General features: G+C 48.1%; 9 protein-coding genes. 5 read left to right on the top strand and 4 right to left on the bottom strand.

The genetic code is table 11. The annotated features are described in order from the left end of the window. Nucleotides 1-180: 180 nt before the first annotated feature. Both MHI48_RS22320 and MHI48_RS22325 read right to left on the bottom strand, forming a co-directional pair. Complete coding sequence (locus MHI48_RS22320) at nt 181-1,794, bottom strand: exosporium glycoprotein BclB-related protein (RefSeq protein WP_405141779.1); 1,614 nt, start codon at nt 1,792-1,794, stop codon at nt 181-183. 34 nt (nt 1,795-1,828) lie between these two features. Next, nucleotides 1,829-2,188, bottom strand: coding sequence for a hypothetical protein (locus MHI48_RS22325; protein WP_076328166.1), 360 nt, complete (start codon nt 2,186-2,188; stop codon nt 1,829-1,831). 903 nt (nt 2,189-3,091) lie between these two features. Here MHI48_RS22325 and MHI48_RS22330 point away from each other — a divergent pair. Both MHI48_RS22330 and MHI48_RS22335 read left to right on the top strand, forming a co-directional pair. After that, on the top strand, nt 3,092-5,026 hold the full coding sequence (locus tag MHI48_RS22330) for a carbohydrate-binding protein (RefSeq protein WP_076328167.1): 1,935 nt from the start codon (nt 3,092-3,094) through the stop codon (nt 5,024-5,026). A gap of 33 nt (nt 5,027-5,059) precedes the next feature. Continuing rightward, entirely contained in the window at nt 5,060-7,123 is a 2,064-nt protein-coding gene (locus tag MHI48_RS22335) for a family 43 glycosylhydrolase (RefSeq protein ID WP_076328168.1), read from the top strand. Nucleotides 7,124-7,238: 115 nt separating this feature from the next. Here the strand turns inward: MHI48_RS22335 and MHI48_RS22340 are convergent, their stop codons facing one another. Then, a complete protein-coding gene (locus MHI48_RS22340) occupies nt 7,239-7,775 on the bottom strand; it encodes an NAD(P)H-dependent oxidoreductase (RefSeq protein WP_076328248.1) in 537 nt (178 codons plus the stop codon). 439 nt (nt 7,776-8,214) lie between these two features. On the opposite strand from MHI48_RS22340, the gene MHI48_RS22345 reads away from it, so the two are divergent. Beyond that, nucleotides 8,215-13,185: a discoidin domain-containing protein gene (locus tag MHI48_RS22345; protein ID WP_405141782.1), complete on the top strand. Its 4,971-nt coding sequence runs from the start codon at nt 8,215-8,217 to the stop codon at nt 13,183-13,185. A gap of 174 nt (nt 13,186-13,359) precedes the next feature. Beyond that, the gene (locus tag MHI48_RS22350) at nt 13,360-14,079 is read left to right on the top strand and encodes an SDR family oxidoreductase (protein WP_076328170.1); all 720 of its coding nucleotides are present in this window, start codon (nt 13,360-13,362) and stop codon (nt 14,077-14,079) included. 79 nt (nt 14,080-14,158) lie between these two features. Here MHI48_RS22350 and MHI48_RS22355 read toward each other — a convergent pair whose 3' ends face one another. Then, nucleotides 14,159-15,187, bottom strand: a complete 1,029-nt coding sequence (locus MHI48_RS22355) for a hypothetical protein (RefSeq protein WP_036617478.1) — start codon at nt 15,185-15,187, stop codon at nt 14,159-14,161. Between the two features lie 257 nt (nt 15,188-15,444). Here MHI48_RS22355 and MHI48_RS22360 point away from each other — a divergent pair, with 257 nt between their 5' ends. After that, nucleotides 15,445-17,520, top strand: coding sequence for a methyl-accepting chemotaxis protein (locus MHI48_RS22360; RefSeq protein WP_179086489.1), 2,076 nt, complete (start codon nt 15,445-15,447; stop codon nt 17,518-17,520). The last annotated feature ends 22 nt before the right edge of the window (nt 17,521-17,542 follow it).

Consider the following 17,542-nt stretch of genomic DNA (forward strand, 5'->3'; position numbering starts at 1 on the left):
AATTGAGTAGGCCACGGTATGTACGAGGCGAGGAGCAATCCTCGTCTTTTTATGTTTTTGTATAGTCCTTATCTTTCATTTGAAGAGAGTTTGAAAACAAAAGCACACACATAAACAGGGACCTCTCACCATGTTGGAAAGAGTCCCTGTCTTTAAACTTGTTATATAGCCCATTTTCCGTTAAGTGATGGTAAGGCCGCCACTTGCATATCCCGCTACCGTTGTAGCCACATCAATTCCGGCTGTTACTGATGCTGAGAACACCATAAGCAGGCGGTCACCGGCAGATACCGGAATACTCAGTCCTGTAGTCACCCCGCTGGATATTGTGCCCAGTGCCAAAATGCCGGTCAGTGGAGGAGCTAAGGTTACCAATGCACCTGGTACAGCTGTAAAGGAGTTATTAGGTGTAGTGGATCGGAATAATTGTGCAGTTAAGGTTACTGTAGATCCAACCAAACTTAGTCCGGCTGTTGTGCTGAAATAAGCGGCCAGTGAAGTAATCGTTCCTGCACGCGATGCTGAGAAAGCAAAGTTAAGCAACGTGCCTGCAGCGCCTGTGAGATCAATAATTCCTCCGTTAACACTTACTCCGGTAGAACTGTTACCAAAACCAACTAAACTGGAAGTATTCAAAAGTCCACCCAAAACTGTAGTCAACACAACAGGAAGTCCTGATGCATAAGGAATAATTGTTCCAGAACCACTCGCACCCGTAGCCCCGGTTGTACCTGTTGCTCCGGTTACACCTGTTGTACCTGTTGTTCCTGTTGCTCCGGTTACTCCCGTTGTACCTGATGCGCCTGTTGCTCCCGTTACTCCGGTCGTACCTGCTGTGCCTGTTGCTCCCGTTACTCCGGTTGTACCTGCTGTGCCTGTTGCTCCGGTTACTCCCGTTGTACCTGGTGCGCCTGTTTCTCCTGTTGCTCCTGTTGTACCTGCTGTGCCTGTCGCTCCGGTTACACCCGTTGTACCTGCTGTGCCTGTCGCTCCCGTTACTCCGGTTGTACCTGCTGTGCCTGTCGCTCCCGTTACTCCCGTTGTACCTGCTGTGCCTGTCGCTCCCGTTACTCCCGTTGTACCTGCTGTGCCTGTCGCTCCGGTTACTCCGGTTGTACCTGATGCGCCTGTCGCTCCTGTTACTCCGGTTGTACCTGCTGTGCCTGTCGCTCCCGTTACTCCGGTTGTACCTGCTGTGCCTGTTGCTCCGGTTACTCCCGTTGTACCTGCTGTGCCTGTTGCTCCGGTTACTCCCGTTGTACCTGCTGTGCCTGTTGCTCCGGTTACTCCCGTTGTACCTGCTGTGCCTGTTGCTCCGGTTACTCCCGTTGTACCTGCTGTGCCTTGTGCTCCTGTTGCACCTGTCACTCCAGCTGTCCCTGGTGTGCCTGTCGCCCCCGTAGCCCCAGTTGCGCCTGTAGCTCCGTTGATGCTTGGGGTTTCACCCAGCAATTCGGAAGAAACCAAACGATGGGCTGTTACCAATGCGCCTGTGTTGCTCTTCCCCCATACGGATACTTGAACAGGATCATTAACCGTCGCTGTTGTTGTAAAAGTAAACTCGAAGGCATCCAGATTGGCAAAATAGTTGTTGGTTACTATTTGATTAGGTGCGATGTCAAAAGACTCACTGACATACAGAACCCTCATTCCACCACTCATGTAATACCCTTGTATTTGTATGGTTGAGGTACTCACATCACTACGGTTATCAATTTTAACTGTAACTGTCTGAGTCGGCCTTACACCGCTAACAGCATTATTTTCTATTGGCCCTGTTGATAAAAAGCTCATCGCTACATCTCCTCTTTTGGGGATTTCTGATCTCCTAGATGTCATTAACTGTATTTTCGTGCTCCACCACCCGGTGTGCATCTACCAATTGCCCAGAGGCTTGTTTGCCCCACAATGAAATCCCTACTTCCTCCACACCTTCCACGTCTGTTCCAAAAACAAACTCAAAAGCAGCTAAATCTGCAAAATAAGTTCTGGTCACTGCTTCATTAGGAGCAATACTGATTACTTCACTCACATACAGCGTTCTTGTTGTGCTTAGCACATACCCCTGAATGGATACTGTTACAGAGTCCACCTCAGCCCGACTTACCAATCTAATCGTTACCTGTTGGGTCGGTCTAACCCCGGAAACCGGATTGTTTTCAATCGGCCCAGTCGACAAAATAGCCATTTTTCCCATCCCACCTTTATGAACCTCTGACTCTAGCAGTATTTGGCATAAGCTCACTAGATAGTAATATTCAAACACTCAATCAACGGTGTGGACAAAACACAGGGGGCACCCCACCATTATCACTTAACAACCTTCTACGCTCAGGGCTTTAGCTATACAAAAACTGGAATATGTACAACAAAGAGAAGAAATTATGCAATGTAAAAGTTGGTCAGCAAGTAAGAGTAGATTTTGTTATATAACCAGGATCGATTCCAGAAAAAAACGAAAATAACCGTTCCTCTGGTAGATTCCAGGGAAACGGTCACAGCTTAAGACGTCTTTTTCTCGTATCTAATTGTTGGCCGGGTAAAGCTATGCTTGAAAGTGTAGTTTTATAGAATATGAGATCGTATTTTACCATCAAGCCCAATGTTAAACACATAGAATAATCATTTTCTTCATCCTCTACTAAAAAATAGAAAAAGATTGTATTATCTTAAAATTGTGATATGATATCGTCAAGTTAATAAACATTTAAATGAAAATATGAAAGATAATTACATTTAAATGTGGCCAAACCTCTTTCTTCGCCAAATTTCAGTGTTCTAGCCCATTTTATTGAAAGCGATTACAAAAAGAAACCTGACAGATTATAGTTTTTCTAATCGCACCCACAGATGCAGGCTTACTTCGGGTTATAGCCACTCCCCTTGCTGCCGTGACCACGTACCCGGTGCACAGGTTGTCTGGCTTAAACCATACATGACAACATGAAGACTTATCCTAACAGCCAACCTAACCATTATTTCAAGAAGGGGGTGACATGAGGAAAATCTTTTCGTTTTTTCGGCATTTCATCATCTCAGCTATCCTGAATTTCAGCTCACCAACTAATCCAATCTCATGGAGGCGAAACGTATGATTCGTAAACCGCTAGTTTTGTTGTTGTCGTGTCTGCTAATCTTTGTCACCCTGCCCGTTGAATCGAGCCATGCAGCCAATGCAGCCGTTGCCAAACTTCCTGGAAACTCTAATCCCCTCATCGATCATAAACTGGGAGCCGATCCTTATGTGCTCGTCCATAACAATCGGGTCTATGTCTACATGACAGGTGATGCATATCTGTACAACAGTGACGGCTCTGTCCGAGAGAACCAGTACAGCACGATCGGGAAAATTAACGTCATCTCCTCAGCTGACATGGTGAACTGGACAGACCATGGTTCCATCCCGGTAGCAGGTGCGAATAATGCCAATAATGGACAAGGAATTGCCAAATGGGCTACTCAGTCCTGGGCTCCTGCCATGGCGAAGAAAACCATTGCTGGCAAAGAAAAGTTTTTCCTGTACTTTGCCAACTCGGGTGGAGGTATTGGCGTACTCACGGCTGATTCCCCCATTGGACCGTGGTCCGATCCAATTGGTCGTGCCCTCCTGACTCACGGTACACCGGGTATGTCCGGCGTAACATGGCTCTTTGATCCGGCTGTACTTGTCGATGATGATGGCTCTGCTTACTTGTATGCTGGAGGCGGCATCCCGAACGATACCAATGCTGCTTCCATTGCCAATCCCAAAACAGCTCGGGTCATTCGTCTCGGTGCCGACATGACCAGTGTGGTGGGCAGTGCTGTGACTATTGATTCTCCTTATATGTTCGAAGATTCTGGCATCCACAAGTATAACGGCAAATATTATTACTCCTACTGCATCAACTTCGCGGGAACACACCCCACTGCATATCCAAAAGGTGAGATCGGATACATGGTCAGCGACAGCCCGATGGGGCCTTTCACGTATAAAGGACACTTTCTGAAAAATCCCGGCACGTTCTTCGGTGTAGGCGGCAATAACCACCATGCCGTGTTCCAATTCAACAACGAATGGTATGTGGCGTACCATGCGCAAACGGTAAGCAAGGCATTCCTCGGTGATGGTAAAGGGTACCGTTCCACACATATCAACAAACTGACACATAATGCGGATGGAACAATCCAGGAAGTTCAGGGGAATATGACAGGTGTACCTCAGACCACTAACCTCAACCCGTATGTCCGCGTGGAAGCCGAAACCATTGGCTGGCAAGCAGGAATTAACACTGAACCGAGTCAAGCGAGCGGTGGACCTGTAGCCAATCAGAATGTCACTAATATTCATAACGGGGATTGGATCGCGGTCGGCAATGTTGATTTTGGCTCAGCTGGAGCCTCCAAGTTCAAGGCCAATGTCGCTTCTACCGGAAATGGCAACATCGAGGTTCGACTGGACAGTCCGACAGGCCCACTAGTTGGAACACTTAACGTAAGTTCAACTGGCGGTTCGCAAACTTGGCGCGAGATGGAGACCAATGTTACCAATGCTACAGGGGTACATCGTTTGTATCTGGTGTTTACAGGCTCGGGCAATGGAAATCTGTTCAAACTGGACTACTGGCAGTTCACATCCGGTTCGGGCGGCAACCCTAACCCAAATCCTAATCCCAATCCAAACGTTACCCGTTACGAAGCCGAGAATATGACGCTTGGCGGTCAATACGCTGGCGTAGTCAGTTCCCCTTTTAATGGAGTCGCTCTTTACGGGAACAATGATTATGCAGCATACAATCAATATTTTGCATTCCCAACCCATCAATTCTCTGTCCGCGGCGCTTCCAACAATAATAATACAGCCCGTGTTGATCTGGTCATCGGGGGTGTAACCGCTGGTTCTTTCTACTTCACGGGAACGGAGCCGACCGTTCAAACCCTCACCGGCATCACTCACGGTACAGGCAATCAGGAAATCAAGCTGGTCGTAACAACGGATAATGGCACTTGGGATGCTTACATTGATTATCTGGAGTACTCGCTTTAATTCCTAGGACATGATCAATTGGGAGGATAGAATATGTGGAAAAAAATCAGTGCTCTTCTACTCGCTCTTCCTTTGCTTATAACATCATTCCCTTTGACAAGTCCGGCATCTTCGGCCGCAACGTTCAGCAATCCGGTTATTTACGCGGATGTTCCTGACAGTGACGTCATTCGGGTAGGCAATGCATTTTATATGACAAGCACAACGATGCATATGAATCCGGGAGTCCCGGTCATGAAGTCTTATGATCTGGTCAACTGGAGCATCGTAAACTATGTATACGATACGCTTGGAAACGGGGATATACAGAATCTGAACAATGGACAAAACGAGTATGGGCGTGGTTCCTGGGCGAGCAGTTTGCGGTACAACAACGGTATATATTATGTGGCCTTTGGATCGCTTTCCACGGGCAAGACGTATATTTACCAAACCAGCAATATTGAAACAGGACCATGGACACCTTACACATTGAACAGTTATTACCATGACCCCTCCCTTTTGTTTGACGGGAATCGAACCTTTCTTGTTCATGGCAGTGATAACATCAGTATCGTTGAGCTGACACCTGATGCCAAAGCCGTTAAATCCGGCGGGCTCAATCAGGTCCTGATTCCAAACGCAAGCAGTGTTGCCGGCTCCAACATGATTGTAAAGGCAGAAGGAGCACACATTCAGAAGATCAATGGTATGTACTATGTATTCCTGATTGCCTGGCCTTCGGGTGATGGTCGCATTCAGCTTGCCTATCGTGCAAACACATTGACAGGTCCATACACAGGTAAAGTTGTACTCAGAGACTCGGGAATCGCCCAAGGAGGCATCGTGGATACCGCATCCGGCGCTTGGTACGGCTTGCTGTTTCGTGATAGCGGGGCCATTGGACGCATCCCCTATCTCGTTCCTGTGACGTGGTCTGATAACTGGCCTGTGTTTGGGGTGAACGGCAAGGTTCCCCTTAACATGAATATGCCCGTTGAAGGTCAGCCTGCTGCCAAAATCTACGGGTCCGATGAGTTCAACGCAACCACATCAGGCACACCCTCAGTAACGCAACTGTTAGTGAACGGCGGCTTTGAGGAAAGCAGCATTCAGCCGTGGACCAGCAACAATACTGCGAACATCACCGTAACAAATGCCGAAGCATTCAGCGGTACAAAAAGCCTGCTCGTCAGCGGCAGACAGCAGACAGCAGGCGGAGCCAAACAGATGGTTACAGGGAAGTTAGTACCGGGAGGAACATACTCTTTTTCGGCAAAGATCAAATACACTACTGGTCCTGCAACCAAAACGTTCAATCTTAGCATCCAGAACGGTGCAAGTTATACCGGAATTACCATTATGGGCAGTGCGACGTTAACCCGTGGACAGTGGGGTACCATTCAAGGTACGTATACCGTTCCGTCGAATGCAGACCTGTCCCAAAGCTTTATTTTTGTGGAAACACCGTATAACTCGAATCCGGACCCGACCAATGATTTGATGGCGTTTTATGTAGATGACGTCTCCCTGACGAGCAATTCATCTTCTGGTACATCCAGTCTCGGTACTTTCTGGCAGTGGAATCATAACCCTGATGCTGCCAACTGGTCCCTGCTCCAGCGGCCCGGTTTCATGCGGTTAACCGCAGGCAAAATCAGCAAAAACCTGTTAGAAGCCCGCAACACCCTGACACAACGAACCTTTGGTCCAAAAAGCACGGGGATGACCGCTTTGGATACAGCCGGCATGAAGGATGGTGATTATGCTGGACTTGCTGCTTTTCAAGCGAAATATGGTTTTGTCGGCGTAAAAATGACGGGCAGCACCAAATCCATCGTTATGGCTAATGCCAGTTCTGGCACCATGACTGAAGTAGCAACTGTGCCATTCAACCAGAACAGAATCTATCTCCGCGTCATCTGTGATTTTACGAACCAAACCGACAAAGCCTACTTTGCTTATAGCCTGAATGGCAGCAACTGGACAACCATTGGCAATACACTTCAAATGTCTTACACCCTGCCACACTTTATGGGATATCGGTTTGCACTATTCAATTATGCAACGAAGTCTACCGGAGGATATGCAGATTTCGATTATTTCCGCGTAGAATAAATGTAGTTTTATTCGGTTATTAATGTTTCGTTTATTGATCAGGACCTGGACTTCACCATGTGTGGAGTCAGGTCCTTTTCAGTACATTTTCTATGAAGAGCTTCACCTTTTAACTTCAAAAATCCCGGAACTGCTTTATATAACGCATGTATTCTTCAGCACTTCGGTTAATCTCTTCATCCGTAGCCTGGAACGAGGCACCATAGACTGCATAATGCGGCAGCGCCTGAACCCCTACATGATTCATGCTTGCTACGAAGGGTGCAACAAGTTCCTCTACGCTGTAACCGATGGAACCATCTTTCGCATAATTCTCCTGCTTATCCCCTATGGACATGGCCAGACCCATCCGCTTTCCCTTCAATCGATTACCTTTCGATCCGTACGCCCATCCATGGGTAAACACGTCATCAAACCATTTCTTTAGCAGCGGTGGGTAACTGTACCAATATAACGGGAACTGCAACATCATATGATCATGCGTCTCCAGCAACTCTTGTTCTCGGCAAACATCAAACTTCCATTCGGGGTTGGCCGAATATAATTCGTGAAGAACAATATCATCTGTATGCTGCAACAACTCCTCCTTCCAGCGACGATTGACTCTTGAACTTTCGATATCGGGATGTGCCAGAATAACAAGTGTTTTCATCATAAGTTCCTTTCTTCCCATCCAGGGTGTTGGTTTCTTTAATTGAATATGGACTTACAGAATATGGCGTTACCGCCAACACCATCGTGGATGTCATGTGTGCTTGGGGGAGGGACAATATTGCTTTCAGGCAACAACGGGGCGAAGATATCGTTTTGTTGGAGAACAACGATTCCGAATCTTGATTTCACAGTTGCACATTCCTCATACATTATGTAGGACATATGTCTCTTTTTCCACGAAAACGATTAAAAAACCTTTATATTCCAGACAAAATGATCGATATACAAAATGGGGCACCTGAATATCCCGTGTTGAGCATTGGATTCACATCTCACAAAAGCAACACGAGAAACAAAATGATACATACGGTAGCGAGTAAGAGAAGAAGAGAAGCTCTGTCTGGTGAGATGGCAAGGGCTAACAAAGGAGTAGTCACATGAAGGTACGAACGAGTCAAAGAGGAAAAACACGCAACATCTACATGAACTTGCTGTTATCTGTTCTGTTGTTGATTAGCAGCATCCCGCTGTGGCCGGTCTCAAAAGTGAACGCCGCAGATGAGGAACATCATCTGTTATCCCTGAACCGGCCTGTGTACAGTTCCTCATCTCTGGGCGGCAATACGGCAGATCTTGTGGTTGACGGCAACAAAAACAGCCGCTGGGAAAGCATATGGCAGCAAGATCCGCAGTGGATCTATGTTGACTTAGGCACGGTGGCCTCCATCTCGGGCATCTCCATCCAGTGGGAAAATGCGTATGCTTCCGCCTTTGATCTAGAAGTATCCAACGACGAGGTCAACTGGCAGTCTGTTTACTCGACAACGAAGGGGCAAGGCGGCCTGACAGAAATTGAGGTCACAGCGGAGGCACGATATGTGCGCTTGTTCAGTCATCAAAGAGCACAGCCAGCCTATGGCGTCTCTGTATACGAATTCAATGTATATGGGACGGGCGGAGCAAATCCACCTCCCAAACCATTAGCAATGAACCTTGCACTAGGACAACCGGTTACAGCGTCTTCGGAAGAAATTGATGAGCCCAGCCGTTCAGCCGAGGATAAAGCCAAAATGGAAAAAGGGAATTACGAAGCACGGAATGTAACGGATGGCCGTCCGGATACACGCTGGTCTTCCATCTACAAGGATCAGGAATGGAATGTTGTAGACCTTGGACTAGTCCGGGAAATCGGGAACGTATCCCTACAATGGGAAAACGCTTTTGGACGTGCATACGATATTCAAGTATCAAATGATGCAGACCAGTGGACTACATTATACCGGGAACTGCACAGCGACGGTGGACGGGATGAGATTCCGGTATACGCCGAAGCACGGTATGTGAAATTAGCCGGACTTGGCAGAGGAACAACCAACGGATACTCCCTGTACGCATTCGACGTCTACGAGTATATCGAAGGCGATGCCAAACCTGTGCATACAATTCCGAATATCCCTGAACCGTCCTCGGTAAAGGTGGGTTCCGGGAGTTACGCTGTAAATGACATCACCATGCTGCAGCCGAAAAACCCGAAAAATCGCACGGCTGACATCACAGCGCCCCTCCCTTCCAATGACTGGTGGCAGTCTATTCTTGTATCCGATCTGGGGGATGGCAACAGTCTGGTCACACTTCCGCTTAAAAGTAGATATACCAAACAAGGACTTCAACTTCTGAATCCCGGAGCTGGTTACGTTTCGGCTGATGGCGGTTCTATGGACGCTGACGGTGAACCGGATCTGATCATGAGCACCAGCAATATGAACCCGGCGGAGGTAAATACCAAGGTGGCGGGATATGGGGATTATTCCGCAACGATCATCATGAGCGATGATGACACAGCCAAAATGAATACCACGTTTGTGAAAGGTTCCCCTTTCCTGTACAACACCTTCGATAACCCGGATACCATTATTGTTCGTTCTCCCAACATCACACGTCTCTTCGATGATCAGAACCGTGAAATTGTTCTGAATGATGGAGAATCGCTGACGGCCGATCATATCGGTGTTGAAGTAACCAATCAGGACAGAGCGCCCACGCCTCAGACCTTTACAAGAAACTACGGGATCTTTGCACCTGAAGGAACCGTATTTATGAAACTTGGCAATACGCTCAAAATCAAGCTGGGCCAGAGCGAAGACTATCTGTCACTGGCTACCCTGCCGTCCGCGGCAGAACTGTCTTATTATTACCGGCATGCCTACGCCTTTGTAACCGATACAACAGTGGACTACAATTATAATGAGAGCACTTCACTGGTAACGACTACCTTCAACTCGGTAACCCGGACGAAGCGGGCAGGCTTTTCATCCGAGACAGTGATGGCCTTGTTGCCGCACCAATGGAAACTAGCGACTACTCCGGTAACGGAGCTTGCTTACCCTTCCATTCGCGGCATGATGAAAGTAAGTGAAGGCAATACGTTTACGACACAGGATCGATTCTATGGCATTATTCCGCAATTTGTGGAGCCAGATAATCCAACCTACTCGCGTGCACAATTAATCAGCTATCTGGATCAGCTTGACGCGGATACGGCAGGCAATCTGATGAGCGAGGATCCTTACTGGCAAGGGAAAAAGCTTCATCCGCTTGCGCTGGGTGTGCTCATCAGCGACCAGATAGGAGATACGGTACGACGAGACAACTATCTGTCCCTGCTTCGAACCATTTTGACAGATTGGTATACCTATTCGCCGGACGAACCTTTGCACTCGTATTATTTTTATTATTCGGATGAATGGGGAACCATCTTCCCTTACGGTAGCGGATTTGGTGTTAATACCGGATTGACAGATCATCATTTCACCTACGGTTATTACGTTTTTGCATCGGCTGTACTGGCCACATATGACAAAACATTCTTGCAAGATTACGGCGACATGGTTGAGCTTCTGATTCGGGACTATGCCAATCCTTCACGGACAGATGATCAGTTTCCATGGCTTCGCAATTTTGACCCGTACGCTGGTCACTCCTGGGCAGGTGGTTACGCCGATAATCGCAGTGGGAATAACCAGGAGGCCGCAGGAGAAGCGCTCTTTAGTTGGGTCGGCCAATATATGTGGGGTGAGGTGACAGGCAACAAAGCCTATCGCGACACCGGGATCTGGGGCTTCATGACCGAAGAGAAAGCTGCCGAGCAATACTGGTTTAACTATGACGGGGATAACTGGCTGGAGGATTACCAACACGCTACGGTAGGTCATGTGTACGGCAGCGCCTACCTGTATGGAACGTACTTCTCTAATGAGGCGGAGCATATTTACGGTATTCACTGGCTGCCGCCAGCGGAATGGATGACCTATTATGGACGTGATCCGCAGAATACTAAGGCTCTCTACAATGGTCTCATTAAGGACCTGGGTGGTCAGCAGGAGCGCACATGGCAGCATATTATCTGGCCATTCCAGTCCATTGGAGACCCGCAAGGTGCTCTAGCCAAATGGAATACGAGTGAGATGCAGCAAAATGAAGTCTTTAACGCGTACTGGTTCATGCACAGCATGGCTTCTACGGGAACACGCACGATGGATATATGGGCAGATGATCCGGCAGCAACCGTGTATGAAAAGGACGGCGTCTATACAGCGCAAATCTGGAATCCGTCCGACACTGTCAAAACAGTTCATTTCTACAATGCCCATGGCGCTTTGGGTTCGGCTACCGTGTATGCCAAAGCGCAAGTAAAGGTTAACCCGCTGGAACATTCCGTCGTTAAACAGCCGGATGCCTCTCAGGGTGTAGTCTATCTCGATCGGAGCCAATGGACCATTACGGCATCCTCCAGTTCGGAGCCGGTAGAGCGCATGGTGGACGGTGATCTGACTACACGCTGGTCATCCGGACAGATTCAGAAGCCTGGCGATTGGCTGCATATCGATCTGGGTGGCGAACAGTTTATGGATACGGTATTCATGAACTCCGGCAACAACGGCGGTGATTATGCTCACGGGTACGAAATCTACGTATCCAAAGATAACGAGAACTGGAGCGAGCCTATCGCAGAGGGAGCAGGAACATCTCCAAGTCTGTCCGTTGATTTGGGCATGCAAACCGCCCGTTATGTCAAAATTGTATTGACTTCCTCTGCAGACAGCTGGTGGTCGATCTCTGAACTCAAGCTTGCCCGATTTGGCAAACTTGAAGCAACACCAGAGCTCCCACAGCCCGTAGCGCCTCCAGATCGCTCTTCATGGATCGTAACCGCCTCCTCTACTCAAGGAGCAGATGTTACAGCCAACATGCTGGACGGAAGTTCAGATACACTATGGACAAACGGTAGGAAGCAAACCAAAGGACAATGGATTACCATTGACCTCGGCCAAAAGAGTTTTTTCGATGCCATAGAATTGGACCCGGGCCATGCGAAAGAAGACTATCCGAGACAGTATCGGATTTATGTCTCGGATGACGGTGAACACTGGGGCACATCCATTGCGGGCGGCGAAGGCACGCCTGGACGCATGTCCATCACTTTCCCTGAACAGCAAGCACGTTATGTGAAAATGGTGCAGATCGGGGATTCCGATCAATGGTGGACGATCTCCGAGTTGTTTGTTCATCATAATGGAACGGGCAAACAAAAGAGGCTGCTGCCAGATGGCTGGTCCGTGACAGCTTCCTCCGGAGACGATGCAGTGGCTATACTCGACGGCTCGGACCAAACACGCTGGACCTCCGGTCAGACTCAAACAGGCGGCGAATGGATTCAGCTTGATCTGGGAGCCTCGCAGCCAGTGAATCGGATTGTGCTGGACAGCGCGCACAGCCGGGAAGACTTTGCTCGCGGCTATGAAATATATACTTCTCTGGATGGAGAGCATTGGGGAAAAGCCTTGGCTTCGGGTGAAGGATCAGATGCGCTACTTTCTATCGCTTTTACACCGCATGAGGCACGTTATATTAAGGTCGTACAGACAGGCACCGATTCTCATTGGTGGTCCGTGGCTGAATTAGAGGTCTATACCGCTGATCAGACACCTTGGATATCCGGGGAACAGGATCATCTGTTACCTGCTGAACTGGATCGAACATCATGGACAGCGACTGCCTCCACCTCTGAAGATGTTGCGGCGATGCTCGATGACGATCTGAATTCACGCTGGACCTCTTCATCTGGTCAATATGCCAATCAATGGGTCCAGATTGATCTGGGAAGCAAGCAGAGCTTCAGCCGCTTGACAATGGACTCAGGCAGCAGCAGCAACGATTATGCTCGCAACTTCCAGTTTTTCACTTCTGAGGATGGCGAACGTTGGGAAGGGGTTACGGAAGCACTGGGAACAGGACCTGTCATCTCACATACGTTCTCCAGACAAACGGCGCGATACATCAAAATTGCCTTGACCGCGGACACTCCCGAGTGGTGGTGGTCCATCGCCGAGTTAAAACTTTACCATTAATGTCATCATGATCTCTCCAACCATCTCTCTCCCGTCCTTGCGGGGCAGAGGTGGTTTTTCTTGATAAGGATGAAGCATACCTCATGTAAACTTCATGTTCCATATATCACCTTTATAGTAAGATATAGATTAATGTAAATATTATTAATTTCTAATCGATAAGGAGGGCTTTAATTGAAAAATATAATTGTCTTTGGTGCAAGCAAGGGATTGGGCGATGCATTTGTCAGAGGTGTGCCACAATCCGGTGATAAGGTCTGGGTGGTCTCCCGCAGCAAGCCGGAAAGTCTGTCCGTGGAGGATGGCGTCGAGCGAATATGGATTCAGGCTGATCTTTCCGAGCTTCAGGCCGCAGAGCAAGTTGCCAGCCAGCTTCAAGGCGAGACGTTGGATGTGCTTATTTATAACGTGGGGATCTGGGAAAAGGAAGGATTTGAAGAGCACTACACGTTTGATAAGGATGAACCCGCAGATATCAGTCAGCTGATCCATGTGAATGTGACTTCTACAATTGTATGTATACAGGCTTTACTGCCTCAGCTCCGCCAGTCTGAAGCAGGCAAGATCATCCTGATTGGTTCAACAGCCGGTTTGAGCAATGCAGGCAGCAACCAGGTTTCTTTTGTCGCCTCCAAATTTGCCATACGGGGTATTACGGAAGCTCTAAGAGAACATACGAGGAATGACCGCATCGCGGTGACATGCATCAACCCGGGAGAACTGGCGGCAGAAATTCCGTATGAAGACGGGATGGAACGTGCACTGGCCGAGTATGATGGGACCCGCATTCCCCTGCAGGATATGGTCTCCATCGTTCGATGTATCATCAGCTTGTCCAAAGCGGCCTGCGTGAAAGAGATCAACATGCCCGCATTAACGGATACGAACACCTAGATAGCAATGACATCTACACGCCTCAATCGGTCCGTTCACCGGAGTGCGCTCTGTATACACACGCTGGACAGAAGCCCGTTTACATTAATACATGCGATAAGTGCGCAATACCTGCGGAATTCAGGCGTTCATGCTCAGGGATATTTTCATATAACAAATGGGATTTTCCGGCCTTGTCCAGGTGATCACGCATAGCTGCAATTCGTCCTTTGTTAACATCAATGAAACGAAAATCGATTTGGCGCAAATGCTCCAGCCCGGTCAGTCCAGCAAACGAATCCGCCTTGAGCGCCGTATTCATCTCTTTCAGTTCAATAGACTCCAAAGCACGGGCTGTCCATAGATGTGTGGTATCCCGCAACGATTTCATATAGTCCAGTTCGAGCTGTCTGAGAGAGGTCAGAAGGGAAAAGTCGCATAACTGCTCCAGCTTGGGCAAGGACAGATGCAGATATTCCAGCCCGCGCATCTGTTCGAGTCCCTGAATACTCGTCAGTTTGCGAACAGAGCTGAGCTTCAACATCGAGATGGTCGACTGTGTCAATACATCTAGTCCCCCTTTTAACTCACAGTGATCCAGGGATAGATACTGAAGCATAGGCAGTTCCGCTAACACATCAGCACTTTCGATCGTGCAGTTCAGAATGAGCGTATGCAGTTGGAGACATGCCGCAATGGAAGCAAATCCGTTGAATTTGCCACGCAGTTCAAGAAAGGTCAATCGTTTGTAGTGTTTAATAAAATCGAGCACGGTTGCCTTTGCAGGTGAATTCAATCTTAGAAACTGCAGTTGCTCCATCGCACCCAGTATCGTCAAATCCTGAGCCTGCGAAAGATCAAGCTGCAAGGCAGACACATGTTTCAACTGTGCCAGTCGCCCCAAAAATCCGGATGAATATACCCCTTTAGGGTCCATATGTGATATGTGTAGAATCAGATCCGGCCGGGCAAAGAATACTTTGGCATCGAGCTCGGCAAGGTCCTCGTATGTATCCGCGTCAACGCGAAAATGAACCGTTGCTCTGCGACGCAACAGATGCACCGCCTGGTGCATCTTTTCGGCATTCCATGGAACCCCCTGTATTGAAGCATGCCATAACTCACTCACAAATAATCCCCCTTTTCCATCCATAGTTCCAATTCATTCCATTATAAACAAGATCGCCTGGATGAACCACTACCGATCCCGTTTTTTCATTCCTTTCCTCTTTTTTCATCCCTCCCCTTTCATCCTTCTCATACTCATGCCTTTCCTTTCCGTCGCTTTCAGGATTATTCGACAGAAATCTACATAAAACTATAGATTAAGCCGACATATAACTTAGGCGTTTTGAGCTTTTTATTAATCATCTGGGGAGATGGAATATGTCGAACATGTTGAACAAGTGGGGGAAAACGGGAGCACGGACATCCAGTATGGCAAATACGTTGTCCATTGTGCTGCTCATCATTATCGTAGTTGTCTTTGCCGTGCTGGGAACATTTATGTTTGCAAGCACACGAAACATTCTGGTGAAACAGCAGGAATCCATGCTCCAGACCAAGACACAAGCCATTGTTAGTGAATTTGATGCACTATTCAAGGAAAAAGGTGCACTGGTCAAGCAAATGTCCACCAACACATTATTTCAGCAATACATAGAAACAACAGCATCTGCTGCGGATGCGAAAAGTTCAACCTACGCTGCGGAAACACAGGCGACACTCGCCGCTATCGTTAAGGCAGAGCCTTCGTTTGCCGATGCATGGGTCGCGGGCCTGGATGGAAAAGGCTTTTGGATTCAAAATGATGGTGTCGTATCTGCGCCGGACTTTGATATCCAGTCACGTCCATACTACAAGCCGGTTACCGACGCAGACGGACTTTATTTCTCCGATCCGTACATTGATATTGCAGCAGGCGATGTACTCATGGGTATCTTCTATCCGATCAAAGACGAAAACAACAACACGATCGGCTTTGCCGCAGCGGATATTGCATTCAAGGATATCCCGGCGATTATGGAGAGTTATTCCCTTGGAAGCACAGGTTATTCTATGTTGCTATCCAAGAGCGGGGAAATTCTGTACCATCCGGATCAAGAGAAGGTATTGAAGGAGAACATCCTGAACAGTACGGGGGACATGGGAGACATCGGCAAGAAAATGCTTGCCGGTGAAAACGGCGTACAACTTATGAACGACAATGGGGAACGTCGATATATCGGCTACGCTACCAGCAAAGATACGGGATGGTCCGTTGGTCTGACCATATCCGAAGAAGAAGTTCTTGCGGAATTAAAAACATTCACGTGGATTACGCTTGGCGGTTTTGCTGCAGCCACCCTTCTGCTTGTGATTATCTGTTACATTACCCTTCGCCGTCTGTTACGTTCCATACCACAGCTGCTGGCCAAGATTAAACAGATTGAACAAGGTGACCTGACTGTCCAACTGGATATCAAATCTAATAATGAAATTGGCCAGATCGCCACAGGCTTGAATTCCATGGTGCAGAAAATTCAGGGCATGCTGCAAATGGTCGGCAGCTCGGCGCAAATCCTGAACCAGTCGTCGAATGATCTGCAAGCCATCTCCTCACGAACGGCTGTGACCATGAATGACACATCAACAGCCATCAACGAGATTGCCAATGCAACGAATTATCAGTCCATCGAAACGGAAAATATCTTACGCAAAACAGGCTCATTATCCAGCCAAATTGATGAAATTGCTACCGATGCGCAGGCTATGGGAACGGTCGTGCAGACATCTGCTGATCAAAGCAGCCAAGGACTTGCGGTCGTGGAACAATTATCGAAATGGTCCGAGGAAAACCACCTGTCCACCCAAGCAATGTCCTCTATTATCCAGGAGATTGACCTGAGTCGGAATGAAATATCCAGTTTTGTGGATACAGTCAAACAGATTGCCTCTCAAACGAACCTGCTCGCCCTGAATGCCTCCATCGAGGCTGCACGTGCTGGCGAACATGGAAGAGGATTTGCCGTCGTTGCCGAAGAGGTCCGCAAACTTGCAGAACAGACGGCTCAGGCAACAGAGGAAATCAACAAAAAGGTGAATGTTATTGAAGAGAAAACAACCCTGTCGGTTGAACATACCATGCGCGGTATGAAGATTGCGGAGGAGAATGCCAAATCCGTAGAAGATACCAAACATGTATTCTTCAGTATTAACAAAGACCTGAAAGATCTACAGCAACGTATGATGCAGATTACCACTAATACCGCCAATGTACACAAACACAAAGATGAGATATTCCAGGCACTGGAGATTATCTCATCCACCACAGAGGAGAACTCGGCATCGACGGAAGAAGTAAGCGCCAGCACGCAGGATCAGCTGGATAGTATCGAACAAGTAGCAGATCTGTCGAAACAGTTGAACCAGCTATCTGGCAAACTGCAAGACGAACTAAGCCAGTTTAAAGTAAAGTCATGATCCACAAGCTTTCCCCTGCTCT

Source organism: Paenibacillus sp. FSL H7-0942, assembly GCF_045040715.1.
Taxonomy (GTDB): Bacteria; Bacillota; Bacilli; order Paenibacillales; family Paenibacillaceae; genus Paenibacillus; species Paenibacillus amylolyticus.

Coding starts and splice junctions, on each gene's coding strand:
- MHI48_RS22345 (WP_405141782.1), top strand. CDS start 8,215: ATGAAGGTACGAACGAGTCAAAGAGGAAAAACACGCAACATCTACATG.
- MHI48_RS22320 (WP_405141779.1), bottom strand. CDS start 1,794: ATGAGCTTTTTATCAACAGGGCCAATAGAAAATAATGCTGTTAGCGGT.
- MHI48_RS22330 (WP_076328167.1), top strand. CDS start 3,092: ATGATTCGTAAACCGCTAGTTTTGTTGTTGTCGTGTCTGCTAATCTTT.
- MHI48_RS22325 (WP_076328166.1), bottom strand. CDS start 2,188: ATGGCTATTTTGTCGACTGGGCCGATTGAAAACAATCCGGTTTCCGGG.
- MHI48_RS22340 (WP_076328248.1), bottom strand. CDS start 7,775: ATGAAAACACTTGTTATTCTGGCACATCCCGATATCGAAAGTTCAAGA.
- MHI48_RS22360 (WP_179086489.1), top strand. CDS start 15,445: ATGTCGAACATGTTGAACAAGTGGGGGAAAACGGGAGCACGGACATCC.
- MHI48_RS22335 (WP_076328168.1), top strand. CDS start 5,060: ATGTGGAAAAAAATCAGTGCTCTTCTACTCGCTCTTCCTTTGCTTATA.